Origin of the sequence: Ferrovibrio sp. (assembly GCF_029255545.1) — a bacterium.
In the GTDB taxonomy this organism is placed as follows: domain Bacteria; phylum Pseudomonadota; class Alphaproteobacteria; order Ferrovibrionales; family Ferrovibrionaceae; genus Ferrovibrio.
Genome location: NZ_JANLJJ010000068.1, coordinates 105,774 through 123,223 on the forward strand (window position 1 = coordinate 105,774; position 17,450 = coordinate 123,223).

The following is a 17,450-nucleotide window of genomic DNA, read 5'->3' on the forward strand; positions in this document are numbered from 1 at the left end:
CACCGCCGCGGCAGCGGCCGTTTGCAGAAGTTTCATCTTGTTACCCTTCCCTGTTGTGACTTGGACTGCGTTTCCGCAGAACCATCGTAGGATTACCACGATGCTGCAAAAACCGGCAAGACAAGCTCTGTTATCCACAGGACGACCGCATAACGGGCCGCCTTGCCAAGGCTGACTGCAATCAAGAAACGGGCCAACGGGTAGCGCAACGCACCTGCAGCAAAGGTGAGCGGGTCACCAATCACTGGAATCCAAGAGAAAAGCAGGGCTATTGCACCCCAACGCTGAAACTGCATTTGCGCTTTGTGCAATTGCACAGGTGTGATCGGAAACCAGCGCTTGTGCTCAAAGCGCAGGCACCATGCCCCCAGTAACCAGTTGATCAGTGCACCAATTACATTTCCGCCGGTCGCCGCCACAAAAAGAATCAGCGGCGGCGCAATTTCAGCAGCACGTGCAGCCGCCAGCGCTGCCTCCGAAGACAGCGGCACAAGCGTGGCGGCCAGCAGCGACCAGAGAAAAAGCCCCGCGACGCCGAATTGCGCCGCCAGCGCCGGATCGAGCGTCACGCCCGACCGGCGCCGGTGAGGTCAGGCCCCGCCTCGCCCAGGTCCCACAGCAGGCCGGCCATCATCGCCAGGCCTTCGCGCATCACCGGCAGCAGCACATGCTCGTTCGGCGCATGCTGCGAACAGGCGGCATAGGAATGCGGCATCCATACCGTGGGCAGGCCCATCGTGTCGGCGAAGACGTCGTTGGGCAGCGAGCCGCCCAGATTGGGCAGCAAGGCCGGCCGCGCCCCCATGGTGCGCTCCACCGAGACCAGCGCGAAATGGACATAGGGGTGATCAGGATCGAGACGCGTGGCCTTGAACACTTCGGCACGCGCCTGCGTCACCTGCACCTGTGGGAAACCATGACGGTCGAGGTGGCGCCGCAAAGCCGGCAGGAACTGCTCGGAATCGGGGCCGACGACGAAGCGGATCTGGCAATGCGCCGTGGCGATGCCCGGGATCGCGTTCACCGGCGCTTCAGGATTGCCGGTCTTGAAGGCCAGCACGTCGAAGCTGCACCAGCCATAAACGCGTTCGGCCGGCGACAGGCCCGGCTCGCCCCACCAGGCGTCGATGCCCGGCCCGTCGCTGCCGCCACCGACTTTGCAATCGGCCAGGGCGCGCCGCACGCCGGCCGGCAGTTCCGTCGGCACCCATTCCGGGATGCGTATCTGCCCGGTTGGTCCAACGATGCTGGCAATCGCATGGGCCAGGATGATGCCGGGATCAGCCAGCAGGCCACCCCAGTTGCCCGAATGATGCGCGCCCTCGCGCAGGTTCACCGTCAGGTCGAAATTCAGTCCGCCGCGCGCGCCGCAATACAGCGTCGGCCGCTCCGGCGACAGGCGCGGCCCGTCGGAGGCAAGGAACAGGTTCGCGCCCCATTCCGCCTTGTGCACCGCGCAGAATTCGTTCAGGCCGGGCGAGCCGACTTCCTCGCCGGTTTCGATCAGCAGCACGACATTGAATCCCAGCTTGCCGCCGCGCGCTTTCAGCACGGCCTCCAGGGCCGCGATGTTCACCGTATGCTGGCCCTTGTTGTCGGCGGTGCCGCGGCCAAAGAGCTTGTCGCCTTCCTGCACGACCTGCCACGGATTGAGGCCGCTGCGCCATTGCGCGTCCTGGCCGCGGATCACGTCGCCATGGCCATAGGAGAACACCGTCTTCATGGCGCCCGGCTCACGCCGCGTGGCGACCAGGAACGGGCCGCCCTTCGGCGAGGGGTTGTCATGGACCACGCAGGTGAAACCAAGTTTCTCCAGAGTGCCTCGCATCTCCTTTTCCAGGTAATCGGCCAGGGCCTGCCGGCGATCGGGATTCTGGCTCTCGGTCGGGATGGCGACGCGGCGGGCGAGATCGGCTTTGAAGCCACCCTGGTCGAGATAGTCGGTGGCGGCTTTGATGGCGGCGGCGCGGGTCATCGGCAAACTCCTTTGCTTTTTCATAGCGCCATGCCGCGCGGCTGGGAAGCCTGCCCCAGCCTCCTCATTCCGGCGTCTTTCCGGCCCGGGTCTTCTCAGCCCGGCCGGGCTTTGCGATAGTCGGCTTCCAGATTGGAGTCCGCCATGAAAGACGAAACCAAGCTCGCCACGCTCGGCCGCGATCCGGAAGGCCACCACGGCGCGGTGAATATCCCGGTCTATCGCGCCTCGACCATCCTGCAGCCCAATCTGAAGGCGCTGAAGGACGTTTACGCCGCCCGCGAGCGCGACGAGCAGGTGACGTCCTATGGCCGGATCGGCACGCCGCTGACCTATGCCTTCGAGAACACCCTGGCCGAGCTGGAAGGCGGCTACCGCGCCATCAGCTTTCCCTCCGGCGCCGCCGCCTGCTCCGGCGCGATCCTCAGCATGGTCAAATCCGGCGACCACATCCTGGTCACCGACAGCGTCTATGGTCCGACCCGGCATTTCTGCGACACCGTGCTGAAACGCCTGGGCGTCGAGACCGAGTATTTCCGCCCCACCATCAATGCCGGCATCAGGGACCTGCTGCGGCCCAACACCGCGCTGATCTTCCTGGAATCGCCGGGATCGCTAACCTTCGAGATGCAGGACGTTCCGGCCATGGCCGAGATCGCGCACAAGCACGGCGCGAAGGTGGTGATGGACAACACCTGGGGCACGCCGCTCTATTTCAAGAGCTTCAGCCATGGCGTCGACCTGTCGGTGCATGCCGCGACGAAATACATCGTCGGTCATTCCGATGCGATGCTAGGCGTGGTGATCGCCAACAAAGAGTGCTGGCCGATGCTGCGCGACAGCGCCCGCGCGCTCGGTAACAATGCCGGCCCCGACGAGGTGTTCCTGGGCCTGCGCGGGCTGCGCACCATGGCGGTGCGCCTGCCGCGCCACATGGAAAGCGGCATCACGGTGGCCGACTGGCTGCGCGGCCGCGCGGAAGTGACCAGCGTGCTGCACCCTGCCCTGCCGCAGGATCCCGGCCATGCGATCTGGAAACGCGATTTCCTTGGCGCCTGCGGCCTGTTCTCCTTCGAGCTGGATCGCAAATACGGCGAGGACGCGGTGGCGGAATTCGTCGATCACCTCGAACTGTTTGGCATCGGCTATTCCTGGGGCGGCTTCGAGAGCCTGGTCACCGTGGCCAAGCCGCATGGCATCCGCTCGGCCGAGCCGTGGCGCGACCATGGGCCGCTGATCCGCCTGCATATCGGCCTGGAAGCGACCGAGGACCTGATCGCCGACCTGAAAGCCGGTTTCGATCGCCTGAACAAGGCGCAAGGGTAATGACCGACATCCGCCTTCTCACCCCGCAGGACCAGCCGAGGCTGGAAGCATTTCTGCGCGCTCATACCACCGAAACGATGTTCCTGCGCGGCAACCTGGCCCAAGGCGGCATCCATGATGGCACGCAGCCCTATCAGGGCCGTTATGCCGCCGTATTCGAGGGCGACCGCATCATCGGCGTCGCCGCGCATTACTGGCAGGGCATGCTGGTCGTGTTTGCGCCGGGCCATGCCGGCGCCGTGGCCAGGGCCGCCGTCTCGAACCGTGCCGTGGCCGGCATCCTCGGGCCCTGGCAGCAGGCGCTGGACGCCCAGGAGGCGCTGGCGATCGATGACACCGACCGCATCTTGCGCTCCAGGGAAGTGCTGATGGCGCTGAAGCTCGACGAGCTGCGCCAGCCCGCCGCCCTGCCCAACCAGCATCTGGCCTGCCGGCTGGCGGCAGCGGCGGATCTCGATCTGCTGGCCGAATGGCGGCTGGCCTTCACGCTGGAAACCCTGGGCGCCACGCCATCCCGGGCAGTCACGGAGCAATGCCGGGCCGAGGCCGCGCGATGGATCGCGGAAGGCAGCCAGTTCCTGCTGTTCGACGGCCAGCATCCGGTGGCCGGCTGCTGCTTCAACGCCCGCCTGCCCGATGCCGTGCAGATCGGCAATGTCTGGACGCCGCCGCAATTCCGCAGCCGCGGCTATGGCCGCGCCGTGGTGGCCGGCGCGCTCGCCGTCGCCCGGGATGCCGGCGCCAACCTGGCGGTGCTGTTCACCCCAACCGACAACGCGGCGGCGAAGACGGCTTACGCAGCGTTAGGCTTCACGGCCATCGGCGACTATGCGATCCTGCTGTTCAAACCGTAAGGGAGCAGCGCCGTGAGCGAGATTCTGACTGCCAGGGTCGATGGTATCCTGACCATCACCTTCAACCGCCCAGAGAAGAAGAATGCGCTGACCAGCGCGATGTATGCCGCGATGGCCGAGGCGCTGGAAACGGGGGAAACCGACGACGCCGTGCGCGTGATCGTGTTTGCCGGCAATGGCGGCGCCTTCACCGCCGGCAACGACCTGCAGGATTTCCTCAACAATCCGCCGCAGGGCGACAACAGCCCGGTCTTCCGCTTCCTGCGCGCCATCAGCACCGCCTCCAAGCCGCTGATCGCTGCGGTCAGTGGCGTCGCCGTCGGCGTCGGCACCACCATGCTGCTGCATTGCGATCTGGTCTATGTCGGTACCGATGCCCGCCTGTCGCTGCCTTTCGTCAACCTGGCGCTGGTGCCCGAAGCCGCCTCCTCGCTGCTGCTGCCGGCCATGATCGGCCATCATCGCGCGGCCGAGCTGCTGATGCTGGGCGAACCGTTCAATGCCGAGACGGCGAAGGCCTATGGCATCGCCAATGCCATCTTTCCCGATGCCCGGGTGCTGCCCGAGGCGATGCAGGTGGCGGCCAAGCTGGCGGCCAAACCGCCAACGGCCCTGCGCCTGACCAAGCAGCTGATGCGCCAGTCGCGCGGCGACATCGCCGGCCAGATGGCGGCCGAAGGCGCGCATTTCCGCAGCCAGCTCACCTCGGCCGAGGCGCGCGAGGCGATGACCGCCTTCTTCGAGAAGCGCCCGCCGAAATTCAGCTAGGCAAAATTCGGGTAAGCCCCGGCCTGTTCAGTGCGGGGTGCCGATCCGGGCATGCAGGGCTTCAGGCAGCAGGCGCTGCAGGTCGCGGCCGCGGATATGCACAAGGCTGCGGTGATCGCCCCCTTCGAAATAGAGATCGTCGCAGCCATCCAGCCGGTCGTCGATCAACACCTCGATGCCATAGGGCGTACCGAGCGCCGGAACCGCGCCGGTCTCGCAGTCGCCAAACAATTCGGCCACCTCGCTCTCCGTGGCGAGCCCGATGCGCCGCTGCAGCATCCGGCTGAGCCGGCCGAGCTCGACGGCGCAGGCCGCCGGCACGAGGGCCAGCATGTAGCCGTCCTCGTCTTCCAGCAGCACGGCCTTGGCCACCTTGTCTTCCGGCACGCCGGCGCAATGCGCCGCCGCCAGCATCGTGGTGGCGCGCTGATGCTCGATGATCTCGTAGGGCACGTCACAACGCTCGAGATATTCCTGCAGGCTGATCGAGAGTCCCATTGCACCCTCCTCTGGCAAGGGTGACGGTCGCCGCCTGAGCAATAGAGCATGTTTGCGGCCGCGCCGCCGATGTCCTACAGGCTACACCCGATCGGGCGATCCGCAAGGAATCTGTTTTGGCGGAATCCCGCCTATTGTGCGCTTTAACGACAATCGCGGCAGAGACCGACTACCTCGATGGTCTGGCGCTCGACGGTGAATCCCAGCCCCTTGGCATCCTGCAGGATGCGCTGGCTCAGCTCCGGGTCGTTGATCTCGATGGCGGTGCCGCAGTTTTTGCAGATGAAGATTTCCTGCTGCACGACATGGCCCGGATGGGTGCAGCCGATGAAGGCGTTCAGGCTCTCGACGCGATGCACCAGCCCCTGTTCGACCAGGAAATCCAGCGCGCGATAGACGGTCGGCGGCGCCACCTTCTGGCCATCGCCGCCCATCTGCGCCAGCAGGTCATAGGCGCCGGCCGGCTTGTGGCTCTGCCAGATCAGTTCCAGCACGCGGCGGCGGATCGGCGTCAGCTTGGCGCCGGTCGCCGCGCAATGCGCCTCGGCACGGCTCAGCGCGTCGCTGATGCAGGCCGCGTGATCGTGGCCATGCCGGTGGCTATGGGCGTGATGGTGGGGCTGGGGCGAGGCGCTGGACATGATGCCAGTATAGGGCGGCCGCCAGTTCCGGCCAACCACCCGGCCGGCACCGCCAACCCCGCTATTCCGCGAGAAACTGCGCGACCAGGGCGACCTGCTCAGCCGTATCCAGCGCCGGGGCATGGCCGATGCCGGGGATATCGACGCGCCGCGCCTTCGGGCCGCGCCGGGTCATCTCGGCGGCGGTGTCCTCGGCCAGCAGGTCGGACACGGCGCCGCGCAGCAGCAGGGTTTTTGCCGCGATCTGGTCATAGACCGGCCAGGCATCGCCCGAGGCGCCCGCGCTCTGGCGGCCCAGCACGGCGGCGATCTCGGGGTCGTAATGGGTGGTCAGCCGGCCATCGGGCAACCGCCGCGCCGAGGTTTCCGCCAAACGGCGCCAGCCTGCATCGGCGGCAATACCGAACGGCGCATAGATGGTGCGGAAATACTGCTCCAGCTCGGGCAGGCTGGCGAAGCTGGGTGGCGTTCCGGCATAGGAGAGGATGCGCTGCACGGCATTGGGCGCAATCGCCGGCCCGACATCGTTGAGCAGCAGATGGGTGATGCGGTCCTTCAGCGCCGTGGCAGCGCAGACCATGCCGATCAGCCCGCCCATCGAGGTACCGATCCAGCGCACGTTCTGCAGCTTCAGCATGTCGAGCAGCGCCACGGCCTGCCGGACATAGAAGGGCACGGTGTATTCTGTATCCGGCTCAGGACTCCAGGCGCTCAGGCCCCGGCCGATGGTATCGGGCGCGATCAGGCGGTAACGCCCGGCCAGCGCCGTTGCCAGATATTCGAAATCATGGGCGTTGCGGGCAAAGCCGTGCCACAGGATCACCGCCGGCGCGGCCTCGCCGCCCCATTCCAGGCAATGGACCGAGCGGCCGAGCAGGTCGTAATAGCGCGAGCGCCCGGTCATGATTTCATGCGTCATGACTTCATCTGCCGCAGCTTGCCCACGATGCCAACCGGGAAGAAATAAACGCTGAGCACAAACAGGATGCCAAGCCAGAGCAGCCAGCGGTCGGCATGGAACAGGCCGGGCAGCAGCGGGATGCCGGCGGCTTCCAGCATGCCGCTGAACTGGCCCATCAGCACCTGCAGGTAATTCTGCGCCAGGATGAAGATGGTGGCGCCCAGCACGGCGCCATACAGCGTGCCCATGCCGCCGATCACCACCATCAGCAGGATGTCGATCATAATGGCGAAGCTGAGCGTGGTATCCGGACCGGTATAGCGCAGCCACAGGGCCATCAGCACGCCGGCCAGAGTCGCCATCCCGGCCGACAGGCAGTTGGCGATCGAGCGATAAACCACGACGCGGTAGCCCAGCGCCTCGGCGCGGAAATCATTCTCGCGGATCGCCTGCAGCACGCGACCGAACGGCGAATTCACCACGCGCAGGGCCAGCAGGAACAGGATCAGCGCGGCGAAGAAGATCAGGTAATAGGTCAGGATGCGGCCGTTGATCATCACGCCCAGCACCGGCTCGTCGAACAGGCGGAAAGCCGGGCGCAGCATTTCCGGAATCCGGTAACTGCGGCCATCCTCGCCGCCGGTGATCTCGTTGAGCTGCGAGGCCAGGATGGCGAAGGCCGAGGCCACCGCCAGCGTGATCATGGCGAAGAAGATCGCCCGCACGCGCAGGCTGAACAGGCCGATCAGCAGGGCCAGCAGCATGGCCAGCACCAGCGCCGCCAGCACGCCGAGGCCAAGCGCGCCCCAGCCGGCATTGAAATTGTACATGGCGATTGCCACGCCATAACCACCGATGCCATAGAACATCGTATGGGCGAACGAGACGATGCCGGTATAGCCCAGCAACAGGTCATAGCTGGCCACCAGGATGACGAAGACGCAGATCTTGGCGGCAACGTTCAGCGGCTGGCTGCCCGGGAACAGGAAGGGCGCGAAAGCCAGGCTGACCAGCACGATGACCAGCGCAACCGACAGCGCCTTCGAGCGCGGATAGTCGCCGGAGAGGATGCTGTGGATGGGATTGTTCGGCAGCATGACGGCGCCTCCCCTTACCGCTTGGCCACGGGATAAAGGCCCTGCGGCCGCCATAGCAGGATCAGCACCATCAGCAGGATGCTGGAGCCCAGCGCCAGCTTGGGCGCCAGGAAGCCGGTGTAGTTCGCCACCAGAGCCACCAGCAGCGCGCCGACGAAGCAGCCGCCGATCGAGCCCAGCCCGCCGATGATGATGACGATGAAGATCAGCACGTTCACCTCCATGCCCATGCCGGCGGTGAGCGTCTGGCGGTAGAAGGCCCAGAGCACGCCGCCCAGGCCGGCCAGGGCCGAACCGGCGATGAACACGCCGACGAACAGGCGGCGGATCCTGTAGCCCAGCGCCTCCACCATCTCGGCATTCTCGACGCCGGCGCGGATCAGCAGGCCGATCTTGGTGCGGTTGAGCAGCAGGTGCATCAGGCCGAACACCAGCAGGCCCAGCACCACGGCGATCACGCGGTATTTCTCCATCGCCGCCTCGCCCACCACGATGGCGCCGCGCAAACCTTCGGGCAGCCGCAGCGGGATCGGGCTGGCGCCCCAGATCACATGGATCATCTGTTCGGCCACGATCATGCCGCCCATGGTGATCAGGATCTGCTTCAGGTGCTGGCCATAGACCGGGCGGATCACCACCCGCTCGAAGGCATAGCCCAGCGCGCCGGTCACCAGCATGGCGACCACGATGCAGGCCAGCAGCACGCCGATATTGAGCCAGATATTCGGGCTCTCGACCCAGCCGGCCAGCGGGCCCAGCACCATCAGGCTGACATAGGCGCCGAACGAGATGAACACGCCATGGCCGAAATTCAGCACGTCCATCAGGCCGAAGACCAGTGTGAGGCCCGAGGCCATCAGGAAGATCATCATGCCCATGGCCAAAGCCGCGACGGTGAGCGTGACCCAGGTGGAGAAACTGCCCACCAGCGGCAGGGCGGCGACGGCCAGGATCGGCACCAGCAGGGCCGGCAGCCAGTCGGTCTTCACCTTCGGCAGCGAGACGGTTTCAGTAGTGGCGGCAACAGCGGTCATTGATGCGCGTCCATGCTCAGGCCCAGCAGTTTCTGCTGCAGCGTGGTGTCTTCCGCCAGTTCGGCCATGGCGCCGCGATGCACGACGCGGCCATCGTCCATCACGGCCACGGAATCGCCCAGCAGCCTGGCGGCCATGAAATTCTGCTCCACCAGCAGGATGGTGGCGCCGGTGGATTTCAGCTCGCGGAAGGCCTGGATCATGTTCATGATGATGGCCGGCGCGAGACCTTTGGTCGGCTCGTCGATCAGCAGCAATTCGCGCGGCTCCACGATGGCGCGGGCGATCGCCAGCATCTGCTTCTGCCCACCCGACAGCGTGCCGGCGGCCAGAGACCAGAATTTCTCCAGCGCCGGGAACAGGCCGAAAATCCATTTCAGGCGTTTTGGGTCGATCTCGCCGTTGCGCGCGGCGAGGATCATGTTCTCGCGCACGGTGAGGTCGGCGAAGATGCCCATATTCTCGGGCACGTAGGCGATGCCTGCCTGGGCGATATCGGGCGTGGACAGTTTCGTGATGTCGCGGCCATCGAAATGCACATGGCCTTTTGATGCCTGCCACAGCCCCATGATGGTGCGCAACGTGGTGGTCTTGCCGGCGCCATTGCGGCCCAGCAGCATGGTGAGCTGGCCACGCGGCACCACGAGGTCGATGCCATGCAGGATGTGATACTGCCCGATATGGGTATGCACGCCGTCCAGGCGCAGGATCGCGTCCTTCATCGCGCGGCCTCCCCCATCGTCTGACCCGCGGCCTCGGGCGAGATGCCGAGATAGGCCTCCTGCACCACCGGCGAGGCGATCACCGTGGCCGGCTCGCCATCGGCCACCAGGGTTCCGTTATGCAGCACGATGATGCGGTCGGCCAGCGAGCGCACCACGTCCATCTTGTGCTCGACCAGCAGCACGGTCTTGTCGCCGCGCGCCTTGATGCCGTGGATCAGGTCCAGCACGGTGGGCACCTCGTCGACCGACATGCCGGCGGTCGGCTCGTCGAACATGAAGACATCGGGTTCCAGCGCCAGCAGCAGGGCCACTTCCAGCTTACGCTGGTCGCCATGGGGCAAAGCGCCCGCCATGGCATTGCGCTTCTCGAGCAGCTTCACGGACTCCAGCAGGCTGTCCGCCTTCTCGATCAGGTCGCGGCGATGGCTCCACAGCTGCAGGAGCTGCAATCCCGCGCCGGCGCGGGACTGCACGGCCAGGCGCACGTTTTCCATCACGGTGAGGTTGGGAAACAGGTTGGTAAGCTGGAAGGCGCGCCCCATGCCGCGCTTGGTGCGCGCCGAGGCCGTCAGGCCGCTGACATCATGGCCGCGCAGCAGCACGCTTCCGGCGGTGGCCTTGAGCTGGCCCGAGATCAGGTTGAAATAGGTGGTCTTGCCGGCGCCATTCGGCCCGACGATGGCGGTGAGCGTGCCGGGATGGAAGGCGCAGCTGACGGCATTCACGGCGACATGGCCGCCGAAGCGGATCGTCAGGTCGCGGGTTTCGAGGGCGGGCGTGGCGGGCATCGGACCGGATATGAAAATGGCCGGGACAGACAGGCTGTCCCGGCCGGTTTGCAATAATCAGCGCTTGTTGCGGATCGGGATCGGCATGGCCGATTCCGGGATCACCTGCACGAGGTCGAGCAGGTCGACATCGCTCTTGCCGTCCTTCTTGACCCGGAAGTGGTACATCTGCTGCATCGCCTGATGGTCGTCCTTGCGGAAGAACATGGTGCCCTTCGGGGTGTCGAAGGCCATGCCTTCCATGGCGGCGATCAGCTTGTCGGTGTTGCTGCCGCCGGCCTTCTGGATGGCGGTCAGCGCGGCCGAAGCGGCGGCGAAACCACCGGCGGTGAAGAAGTCAGGCGGGGCGCCGTTGTTGCGCTTCTTGTGTTCGGTCACCAGCCAGTCGTTCATCGGGTTCTTCGGGAAGTCGTAGTAGTAATAGATCGCGCCTTCCATGCCCGGATAGGGTTTATAGAGCTTCATCACCGGCAGGATGTTGCCGCCCGGCGCGATCTCGATGCCGAAACGCTCCGGCTTCAGGTCGGCGATCTTGGGCAGCGGATGCGGGCCGGCCCAGATGATGGCGATGATCTTCTTGCCCGGCTTGTCCTTCAGCGCATCGAACAGGCGCTGGGCCGAGGCGGTGAAATCGGTGGTCTGGGTCGGGGCATATTCCTCGAACGCGATCTTGACGTTCGGATGCGACAGGGCGAGTGCTTCCTTCATCGCCTTGATGCCATCGCGGCCGAAGGCGTAATCCTGCGCCAGGGTCGCGACATGCACTTCGCCGGTTTTGGGGAACGCGGCAGCGCCGGCATAGGCGTCCTGCATCGAGGAGCGGCCGGTGCGGAAGATATACTTGTTCCACTTCTCGCCGGTGATCGCGTCGGCCACGGCCGGCTCGACGATCAGCACCTTCTTGTGCTCCTCGGCCACCGGCAGCATGGCCAGCGCGCCGCCCGAGCCCGTCGTGCCGACGGCCAGGTCGACATTGTCGTCGGCATAGGCCTGCTCGAGCAGCGACTTGGCGAGGTCGGGCTTGAACTGGTCGTCCTTGACGATCACCTGGATCTTGCGGCCCTGCCAGGTCATCGAGCCCTTGGTCAGGTATTCCAGACCCATCATGAAGCCGGTCTCGGTCTGCTTGGCATAAGCCTCGAGCGGACCGGTCTTGCTGGCGATCAGGGCGATCTTCAGATCGGCGGCCTGCGCCGTCATGGCGCTGCCGGCGATCAGGGCGGCGGTCAGGGCCGCCGTCTTCATCACGCGCTGCATTTTGTCTCTCCCTTGCGACGATTGCGGACGGACTGCGGCGGGATCGCTCCCGCCGGTTATGGCGATGGAGACGCGACTACAGGCGTGCGTTATGCGCGACATCGTGCTCCTCCCTTTCCTGCGGCCCGGGTGGTCCCGGTGCCGGTGACGGGGCGCCGTCCGCTATGGACGCCCGCCAAACATGACACTTGATTCATGTCTCGACTATTCGTAGCCTTGCGCCATAAGCCCGTCAAGCTGGATTCTGACGATTTCGGCCGTGGGCGGAGGAAACGACGGATAATCAAAACATGACGGCTGAATCATGTTGAACACCGCCTCGAGAAAACGTGCCCTGCCCCTGCCGAAGACCGGCCGGGGCGAGATGACCCGCCGCAAGATTCTCGATTCCGCCAAACGCGAGATCGGCCGCCGCGGCTTTGCCGAGGCCTCGATCAGCACCATCACCGCCGAAGCCGGCGTCGCCCAGGGCACCTTCTACATCTACTTCCGCAGCAAGGAAGACGTGATGCGCGAGCTGGTCCTGCATATGGGCCGCATGCTGCGCCATCACCTGACCGAGGCCACCGAGGGCGCGAGAGACCGCATCGAGGCTGAGCGGCTGGGCCTGCGCGCCTTTCTCGATTTCGTGCGCCGCAATCCCGACCTCTACAAGGTGGTCGAGGAATCGCAGTTCGTCGACGAGAAGGTCTACCGCCAGTATTACACCGAATTCGCCAAGTCCTACCGCATCGCCCTGGCCGCGGCCGAGAAGCGTGGCGAGATCACGCCCGGCGGCACCGAGAATGCCATCGAGGTGCGCGCCTGGATGCTGATGGGCATCGCCGTCTTCCTCGGCCAGCGCTATGGCCTGTGGGACCCGAAAGCCCCGCTCGACCCCATCGTCGATGTCGCCACCGCCATGCTGGCGCATGGTATGGCAGCCCCGGGCATGGCGGCACGCTGACCATGGCCTTCACCCGTCTCGACATTGCGGGCCCGGTGGCCCGGCTGAGCTTCAATCGGCCGGAACGGCATAACAGCCTGGTGCCCGAGCTGATCGCGGCACTGAAACTCGATCTGGCCCGCCTCGCGATGACGCCTGATCTGCGTGTCCTGGTGCTGCAGGCCGAAGGCCGCAGTTTCTCCACCGGCGGCGATGTCGGCGGTTTCTTCGCCGTGCCGCGTGGTGAACGTCGCGCTTATGCCGATGGCCTGGTCGGCGGCCTGAACGACTGCATCATGGCCCTGCTCAACCTGCCGATCCCGGTGCTCAGCCGCATCCAGGGCCCGGTCACCGGCGGTTCGCTCGGTTTCCTGCTGGCCTGCGACCTTGTCGCGATCACGCCGCGGGCCTTCATCCAGCCCTACTATACCGAAGTGGGCTTCAGCCCCGATGGCGGTTGGACCGCCCTGCTGCCCGCCCGTATCGGCGATGCGGCGGCCCGCGAAATCCAGCTGCGCAACCGGCGCGTCAGCGCGGCCGAAGCCGTGCAGCTTGGCCTGGCCACCGCGCTGGTCGAGCCAGAGGCGCTGGACGCCACCATCGACGGCTGGCTGGCCGAACTGCTCGCCAAGCAACCGGCCGCCATCGCGGCGACAAAAGCCTGCCTGCTGCCAGCGGAGCGTCGCGCCACCATCGTCGCGGCGCTGGAACTGGAGAAGCAGTCCTTTCTCGACCAGATCGACAGCGAGGAAGCCCATCATGGCATGGCGCGTTTCCTTGCCGAGTCGGCATAACGGGGGAAACCATGCGCAAGATTTTCGATATCGCGGCGCGCCGCGCCGAGCTGACGCCGGACCACACCGCCTTCATCGAGCTGGAAACCGGCCGCAGGCTCAGCTACCGCGCGCTGGATGACCGCGCCGCGCGTTTCGCCGCCTGGCTCGGCGCCAATGGCATCGCTAAGGGCGACCGCGTCGCCATCCTGTGCCTCAACAGCGCCGCGTTTTTCGAAATCCTGTTCGCCTGCGGCAAGCTCGGCGCCATCCTGGTGCCGCTGAACTGGCGCCAGCCGGCGCCGGAACTCGGCCCGGTGGCGCAGGATGCCGCGCCCAGGCTGCTGATCCATGACGCCGACAATGCCGCCGTCGCCGGCGAACTGGCGCAAACCTGCGGCCTGAAGCTGCTGTCCTATGCCGGTTACGAATCCGCCGTCGCCGCCACCGCGCCGGGCCGTTTCGACACGCAATGGGACAGCGACCGCATCTGGTACATGCTCTATACCTCCGGCACCACCGGCAAGCCGAAGGCGGTGATCCAGACGCCGGGCATGGCCTATGCCAATGCCATCAATATCGGCCAGGCCATCGACCTGACCTCCACCGAGACGACGCTGAATTTCCTGCCGCTGTTCCACACCGCCGGCATCAACCTGCATACCCTGCCGGTTCTGCTGCATGGCGGCACGATCAGAATCCTGAAGAAATTCGAGATCGACCCGGTGATGGCCGCTTTGCAGGACGGAAACTGCACCGCTTTCTTCGGCGTGCCGGCGATCTATCAGGCGATCAGTCTGCACAAGGACTTCAGGACCGCTGATTTCTCGAAGGTGCGCTCCTGGGGCTGCGGTGGCGCGCCGCTGCCAGCCACGCTGATCGCGCAGTTCGCCGCGCGCGGCGTGAAGGTGTGCAACGGCATGGGCATGACCGAGACCGGCCCGACCGTGTTCCTGATGGATACCGCCCATGCCGAAGCCAAGATCGGTTCGGTCGGCAAGCCGCAGATCCTGGCCGAGGTGCGCGTCGTCGACGAGGACGACAATCCCCTGCCCGCCAACCAGGCCGGCGAATTGCAGATCCGCGGCCCCGGCATCACGCCCGGCTACTGGAACAACGAGGCGGCGACGAAGGCCGCCTTCACGCGCGATGGCTGGCTGAAAACCGGCGACGTCGCCAGGCGCGACGATGATGGCTATTACTACATCGTCGACCGCATCAAGGACATGTACATCTCGGGCGGCGAGAACGTCTATCCGGCCGAGGTCGAGATCGTGATCTATAAATTCCCCGGCGTACTGGAATGCGCCGTGCTGGGCATGCCGGACGAGAAATGGGGCGAGGTCGGCCGCGCCTGCGTGCTGCCGCAGCCTGGCGCCAGCATTGACCCGGAAGCCCTGCGCGCCTTCTGCCGGCAGAACCTCGCCGCCTACAAGGTGCCGAAATACATCGACATCGTCGAAGACTTCCCGCGCACGGCCGCCGGCAAGATCCAAAAGCATGTGCTGCGCAGCCGGGCAGCCGGAAAGTGAGTGCCATGACCATCATCAGCCACGACCGCGCCCTGGCCCAGGGCGAATTCGACCTGTTCGCCGCAGTCAGCGGCGACAACAATCCGATCCATGTCGATCCGGATTTCTCCGCCCGCACCCGCTTCGGCCGCACGGTCAGCCACGGCATGCTGCTCTACACCGTGCTGTGGGGCCTGCTGCAGAAGCAGCATCCCGGCGCGCGGCAGGTCAGCCAGACCATGATGTTTCCCAATCCGGCCTATGCCGGCGAAACGCTGCGCTTCGAGCTGAGCGAGACGGCCTCCGCCGACAGCCGGCGCAGCTATGCCACCAGGGTCACCCGCGTCGCCGACGGCGCCGTGGTGCTGGATGGCCAGACGGAGATCGCCCTGCCATGACCGAGACCGCCCTCACCCATAAAGGCATGCGCGTCGGCGACCACGCCAGCGTCACCCGCAGCTTCTCGGCCAACGACCTGCGCCAATTCCAGTCGCTGGCTGCCCGCGACGGCGCCGCGCTCGACGCCGTGCCCGAGCCTCTGATCGGCGCGCTGTTTTCCTACCTGCTTGGCGTCGAGCTGCCCGGCTTCGGCACCAATTACCTGAAGCAGGAACTGAATTTCGAGCGGCCGGCCCCGGTCGGCCAGCCGCTGACGGCAAAAGTCGAGATCACCCGCCTGCGGCCCGACAAGCATCTGGTCGACCTCGCCACCACCTGCACCGATGCCGCCGGCCATGTGATCTGCCGCGGCCGCGCGCTGGTGCTGGCCCAGGATGTCGGTGCGTAAGGATTCCGCGATGTATGTTGCCGAAAGCGGCCCCGGGAACACGCCAGGCCGGCCGCTGGTTTTCCTGCATGGCTGGGCCGCCCATGGCGGCTATTTCACGCCGCAGCTTGCCGCTTTCTCCGGGCGGCATCGCGTTCTGCTGCCCGACCTGCCCGGCCATCGCCATTCTCCCGCCACCCCTGCCGACCTGACCATTCCGTATCTGGCCGATCAGTTGCACGTCATGTTCAGGACATACGATCTGCACGACGCCGTGCTGATCGGCTGGTCGATGGGCGCCATGGTGGCTTTCGATTACATCGCCCGCTATGGCAGCGCCAGCCTGGCCGGGCTGGTGATCGAGGACATGACGCCGCGCATCATCAATGACCGCGACTGGCAGTTCGGCATCCGCAACGGCTTTGACGCCGCCCAGAGCGAAACCGCCATGCAGATGATGCGGGCCGACTGGCCATCCTATGCCCAGAATGCCCTGCCCCGCCTGTTCGCCCGCGACAGCCGGATCGATCCCGCGCTGATGAAATGGCTCGGTGCGGAAATGGCCGGCAACGATGGCGACGCCATGGCCGCCCTGTGGGCGTCGATGGCGCAGCAGGATTATCGCTGGCTGCTGCCGCAGCTTGAATTGCCGGTCCTGATCCTGCATGGCAACGAGAGCCAGCTCTATGAGCCAGCCGTGTGCCAGTGGCTGGCCGCCAATATCAACGGCGCGCGCCGGGTTTGCTTCGACGGCGCCGGCCATTCCCCGCATCTGGAAATGCCGGATGCCTATAACCGCGGCCTGTCGGAATTCCTCGAGGCGCTGTAGGACCGGGCTGGTTCAGACCACGCCGTGCTGGCGCACATCCAGCCGCACGATGGCCTGTTCCAGCGCCGCGCGGTCGGTCAGGTAATAGGTCTTGTCCTTGCGGGCCATCTGGCCGCCATGCAGCAAATTGGCCAGCACGCGCGCCACCGTCTCGCGCGTGGTCGCGGCGCGGCGGGCGATCTCATGCTGCTTGGGCATGGGATAGATCAGCCAGCCATCGGCGTTCAGCGGATCGCGCCGCGCCAGTTTCAGCAGCTCGCGATAGACACGCTGGATCGCGCCCAGCGTGGCAAGATCCATGATGCGTTCGTTGTTGGCGCGGATGATCGCCGTCAGCCGGCGCATCACCTTCAGGGCCACCGCCGGCTCGCGCGCCAGCAGCGCCTCGAAAGCCTTTGGCGGCATGGCCGCCAGGCGGCAGGTGGTCTGCGCCACCACGCTGGCCGAGCGACGTTCGCCATCGATGGCGGCGATCTCGCCGAAATAGCTGCCCGCCGACACCAGGGCATAGGAAATCTCGCGGCCATTGCCCGAGAAATTCACCACCTCCACCGTGCCATCAACCACGAAATACACATCGCGGCTGTCGCTGTTGCGGTCGAGGATTTGCTCATGGGAGGCAAAGCGGCGCCACTGGCAGGCGCGCTCCACGTCAGCGCGCGCGGCCGGGCTGAGGTCGCTCAGCAGGTCGATCTTCTCCAGGCTGTCGGGCGCCGCCGTGGCTGCCCCCCGCCCCTTGCCGGCAGGCCTGCCGGTGTCTTCTGTCATTGAATCCCCCTTGC

20 protein-coding genes are annotated in these 17,450 nt (G+C 65.8%); 9 read left to right on the forward strand and 11 right to left on the reverse strand.

Annotated elements, in window-relative coordinates:
• Positions 1–92: 92 nt before the first annotated feature.
• Both Q1J79_RS13655 and Q1J79_RS13660 read right to left on the reverse strand, forming a co-directional pair.
• Positions 93–569 (reverse strand): YqaA family protein, encoded by a 477-nt coding sequence (locus Q1J79_RS13655; RefSeq protein WP_300301296.1) that lies wholly within the window; start codon positions 567–569, stop codon positions 93–95.
• A complete protein-coding gene (locus Q1J79_RS13660) occupies positions 566–1,975 on the reverse strand; it encodes a M20 family metallopeptidase (protein ID WP_300301298.1) in 1,410 nt (469 codons plus the stop codon). Before Q1J79_RS13660 ends, Q1J79_RS13655 begins: the two co-directional genes overlap by 4 nt.
• 144 nt (positions 1,976–2,119) lie before the next feature.
• Here Q1J79_RS13660 and metC point away from each other — a divergent pair, with 144 nt between their 5' ends.
• Genes metC through Q1J79_RS13675 form a run of 3 tightly spaced genes read left to right on the forward strand, consistent with a single transcriptional unit; the run spans position 2,120 to position 4,923 of the window.
• A complete protein-coding gene (metC, locus tag Q1J79_RS13665) occupies positions 2,120–3,301 on the forward strand; it encodes a cystathionine beta-lyase (RefSeq protein WP_300301300.1) in 1,182 nt (393 codons plus the stop codon).
• Positions 3,301–4,155 (forward strand): GNAT family N-acetyltransferase, encoded by an 855-nt coding sequence (locus Q1J79_RS13670; protein WP_300301303.1) that lies wholly within the window; start codon positions 3,301–3,303, stop codon positions 4,153–4,155. The genes metC and Q1J79_RS13670 overlap by 1 nt, the downstream gene beginning before the upstream one ends.
• Before the next feature lie 12 nt (positions 4,156–4,167).
• Complete coding sequence (locus Q1J79_RS13675; RefSeq protein ID WP_300301305.1) at positions 4,168–4,923, forward strand: enoyl-CoA hydratase; 756 nt, start codon at positions 4,168–4,170, stop codon at positions 4,921–4,923.
• A 27-nt stretch (positions 4,924–4,950) separates the two neighbouring features.
• Here Q1J79_RS13675 and Q1J79_RS13680 read toward each other — a convergent pair whose 3' ends face one another.
• From Q1J79_RS13680 to Q1J79_RS13715, 8 genes are all read right to left on the reverse strand, one after another.
• Positions 4,951–5,421, reverse strand: a complete 471-nt coding sequence (locus Q1J79_RS13680) for an aminoacyl-tRNA deacylase (RefSeq protein WP_300301306.1) — start codon at positions 5,419–5,421, stop codon at positions 4,951–4,953.
• 143 nt (positions 5,422–5,564) lie between these two features.
• Positions 5,565–6,062: a Fur family transcriptional regulator gene (locus Q1J79_RS13685; protein ID WP_300301308.1), complete on the reverse strand. Its 498-nt coding sequence runs from the start codon at positions 6,060–6,062 to the stop codon at positions 5,565–5,567.
• Between the two features lie 61 nt (positions 6,063–6,123).
• Positions 6,124–6,981: an alpha/beta hydrolase gene (locus Q1J79_RS13690; protein ID WP_300301310.1), complete on the reverse strand. Its 858-nt coding sequence runs from the start codon at positions 6,979–6,981 to the stop codon at positions 6,124–6,126.
• Positions 6,978–8,060 (reverse strand): branched-chain amino acid ABC transporter permease, encoded by a 1,083-nt coding sequence (locus tag Q1J79_RS13695; RefSeq protein WP_300301312.1) that lies wholly within the window; start codon positions 8,058–8,060, stop codon positions 6,978–6,980. Before Q1J79_RS13695 ends, Q1J79_RS13690 begins: the two co-directional genes overlap by 4 nt.
• Positions 8,061–8,074: 14 nt before the next feature.
• Entirely contained in the window at positions 8,075–9,094 is a 1,020-nt protein-coding gene (locus Q1J79_RS13700; protein ID WP_300301315.1) for a branched-chain amino acid ABC transporter permease, read from the reverse strand.
• On the reverse strand, positions 9,091–9,816 hold the full coding sequence (locus Q1J79_RS13705) for an ABC transporter ATP-binding protein (RefSeq protein WP_300301317.1): 726 nt from the start codon (positions 9,814–9,816) through the stop codon (positions 9,091–9,093). Before Q1J79_RS13705 ends, Q1J79_RS13700 begins: the two co-directional genes overlap by 4 nt.
• Entirely contained in the window at positions 9,813–10,607 is a 795-nt protein-coding gene (locus Q1J79_RS13710; RefSeq protein ID WP_300301319.1) for an ABC transporter ATP-binding protein, read from the reverse strand. The genes Q1J79_RS13705 and Q1J79_RS13710 overlap by 4 nt, the downstream gene beginning before the upstream one ends.
• Positions 10,608–10,664: 57 nt before the next feature.
• A complete protein-coding gene (locus tag Q1J79_RS13715; RefSeq protein ID WP_300301321.1) occupies positions 10,665–11,864 on the reverse strand; it encodes a substrate-binding domain-containing protein in 1,200 nt (399 codons plus the stop codon).
• Positions 11,865–12,168: 304 nt separating this feature from the next.
• On the opposite strand from Q1J79_RS13715, the gene Q1J79_RS13720 reads away from it, so the two are divergent.
• From Q1J79_RS13720 to Q1J79_RS13745, 6 genes are read left to right on the forward strand one after another with little or no spacing between them, the layout of a single operon-like run.
• Positions 12,169–12,810, forward strand: coding sequence for a TetR/AcrR family transcriptional regulator (locus Q1J79_RS13720; RefSeq protein ID WP_300301323.1), 642 nt, complete (start codon positions 12,169–12,171; stop codon positions 12,808–12,810).
• Positions 12,811–12,812: 2 nt separating this feature from the next.
• Positions 12,813–13,583 (forward strand): enoyl-CoA hydratase/isomerase family protein, encoded by a 771-nt coding sequence (locus Q1J79_RS13725; RefSeq protein WP_300301325.1) that lies wholly within the window; start codon positions 12,813–12,815, stop codon positions 13,581–13,583.
• 11 nt (positions 13,584–13,594) lie between these two features.
• Positions 13,595–15,094, forward strand: coding sequence for a long-chain fatty acid--CoA ligase (locus tag Q1J79_RS13730; protein WP_300301327.1), 1,500 nt, complete (start codon positions 13,595–13,597; stop codon positions 15,092–15,094).
• Between the two features lie 5 nt (positions 15,095–15,099).
• A complete protein-coding gene (locus Q1J79_RS13735) occupies positions 15,100–15,471 on the forward strand; it encodes a MaoC/PaaZ C-terminal domain-containing protein (protein WP_300301329.1) in 372 nt (123 codons plus the stop codon).
• Entirely contained in the window at positions 15,468–15,860 is a 393-nt protein-coding gene (locus Q1J79_RS13740; protein ID WP_300301332.1) for a hypothetical protein, read from the forward strand. The genes Q1J79_RS13735 and Q1J79_RS13740 overlap by 4 nt, the downstream gene beginning before the upstream one ends.
• Positions 15,853–16,668, forward strand: coding sequence for an alpha/beta hydrolase (locus Q1J79_RS13745; RefSeq protein ID WP_300301334.1), 816 nt, complete (start codon positions 15,853–15,855; stop codon positions 16,666–16,668). Before Q1J79_RS13740 ends, Q1J79_RS13745 begins: the two co-directional genes overlap by 8 nt.
• Positions 16,669–16,680: 12 nt before the next feature.
• Here the strand turns inward: Q1J79_RS13745 and Q1J79_RS13750 are convergent, their stop codons facing one another.
• The gene (locus Q1J79_RS13750; RefSeq protein WP_300301336.1) at positions 16,681–17,436 is read right to left on the reverse strand and encodes a Crp/Fnr family transcriptional regulator; all 756 of its coding nucleotides are present in this window, start codon (positions 17,434–17,436) and stop codon (positions 16,681–16,683) included.
• Between the last annotated feature and the right edge of the window lie 14 nt (positions 17,437–17,450).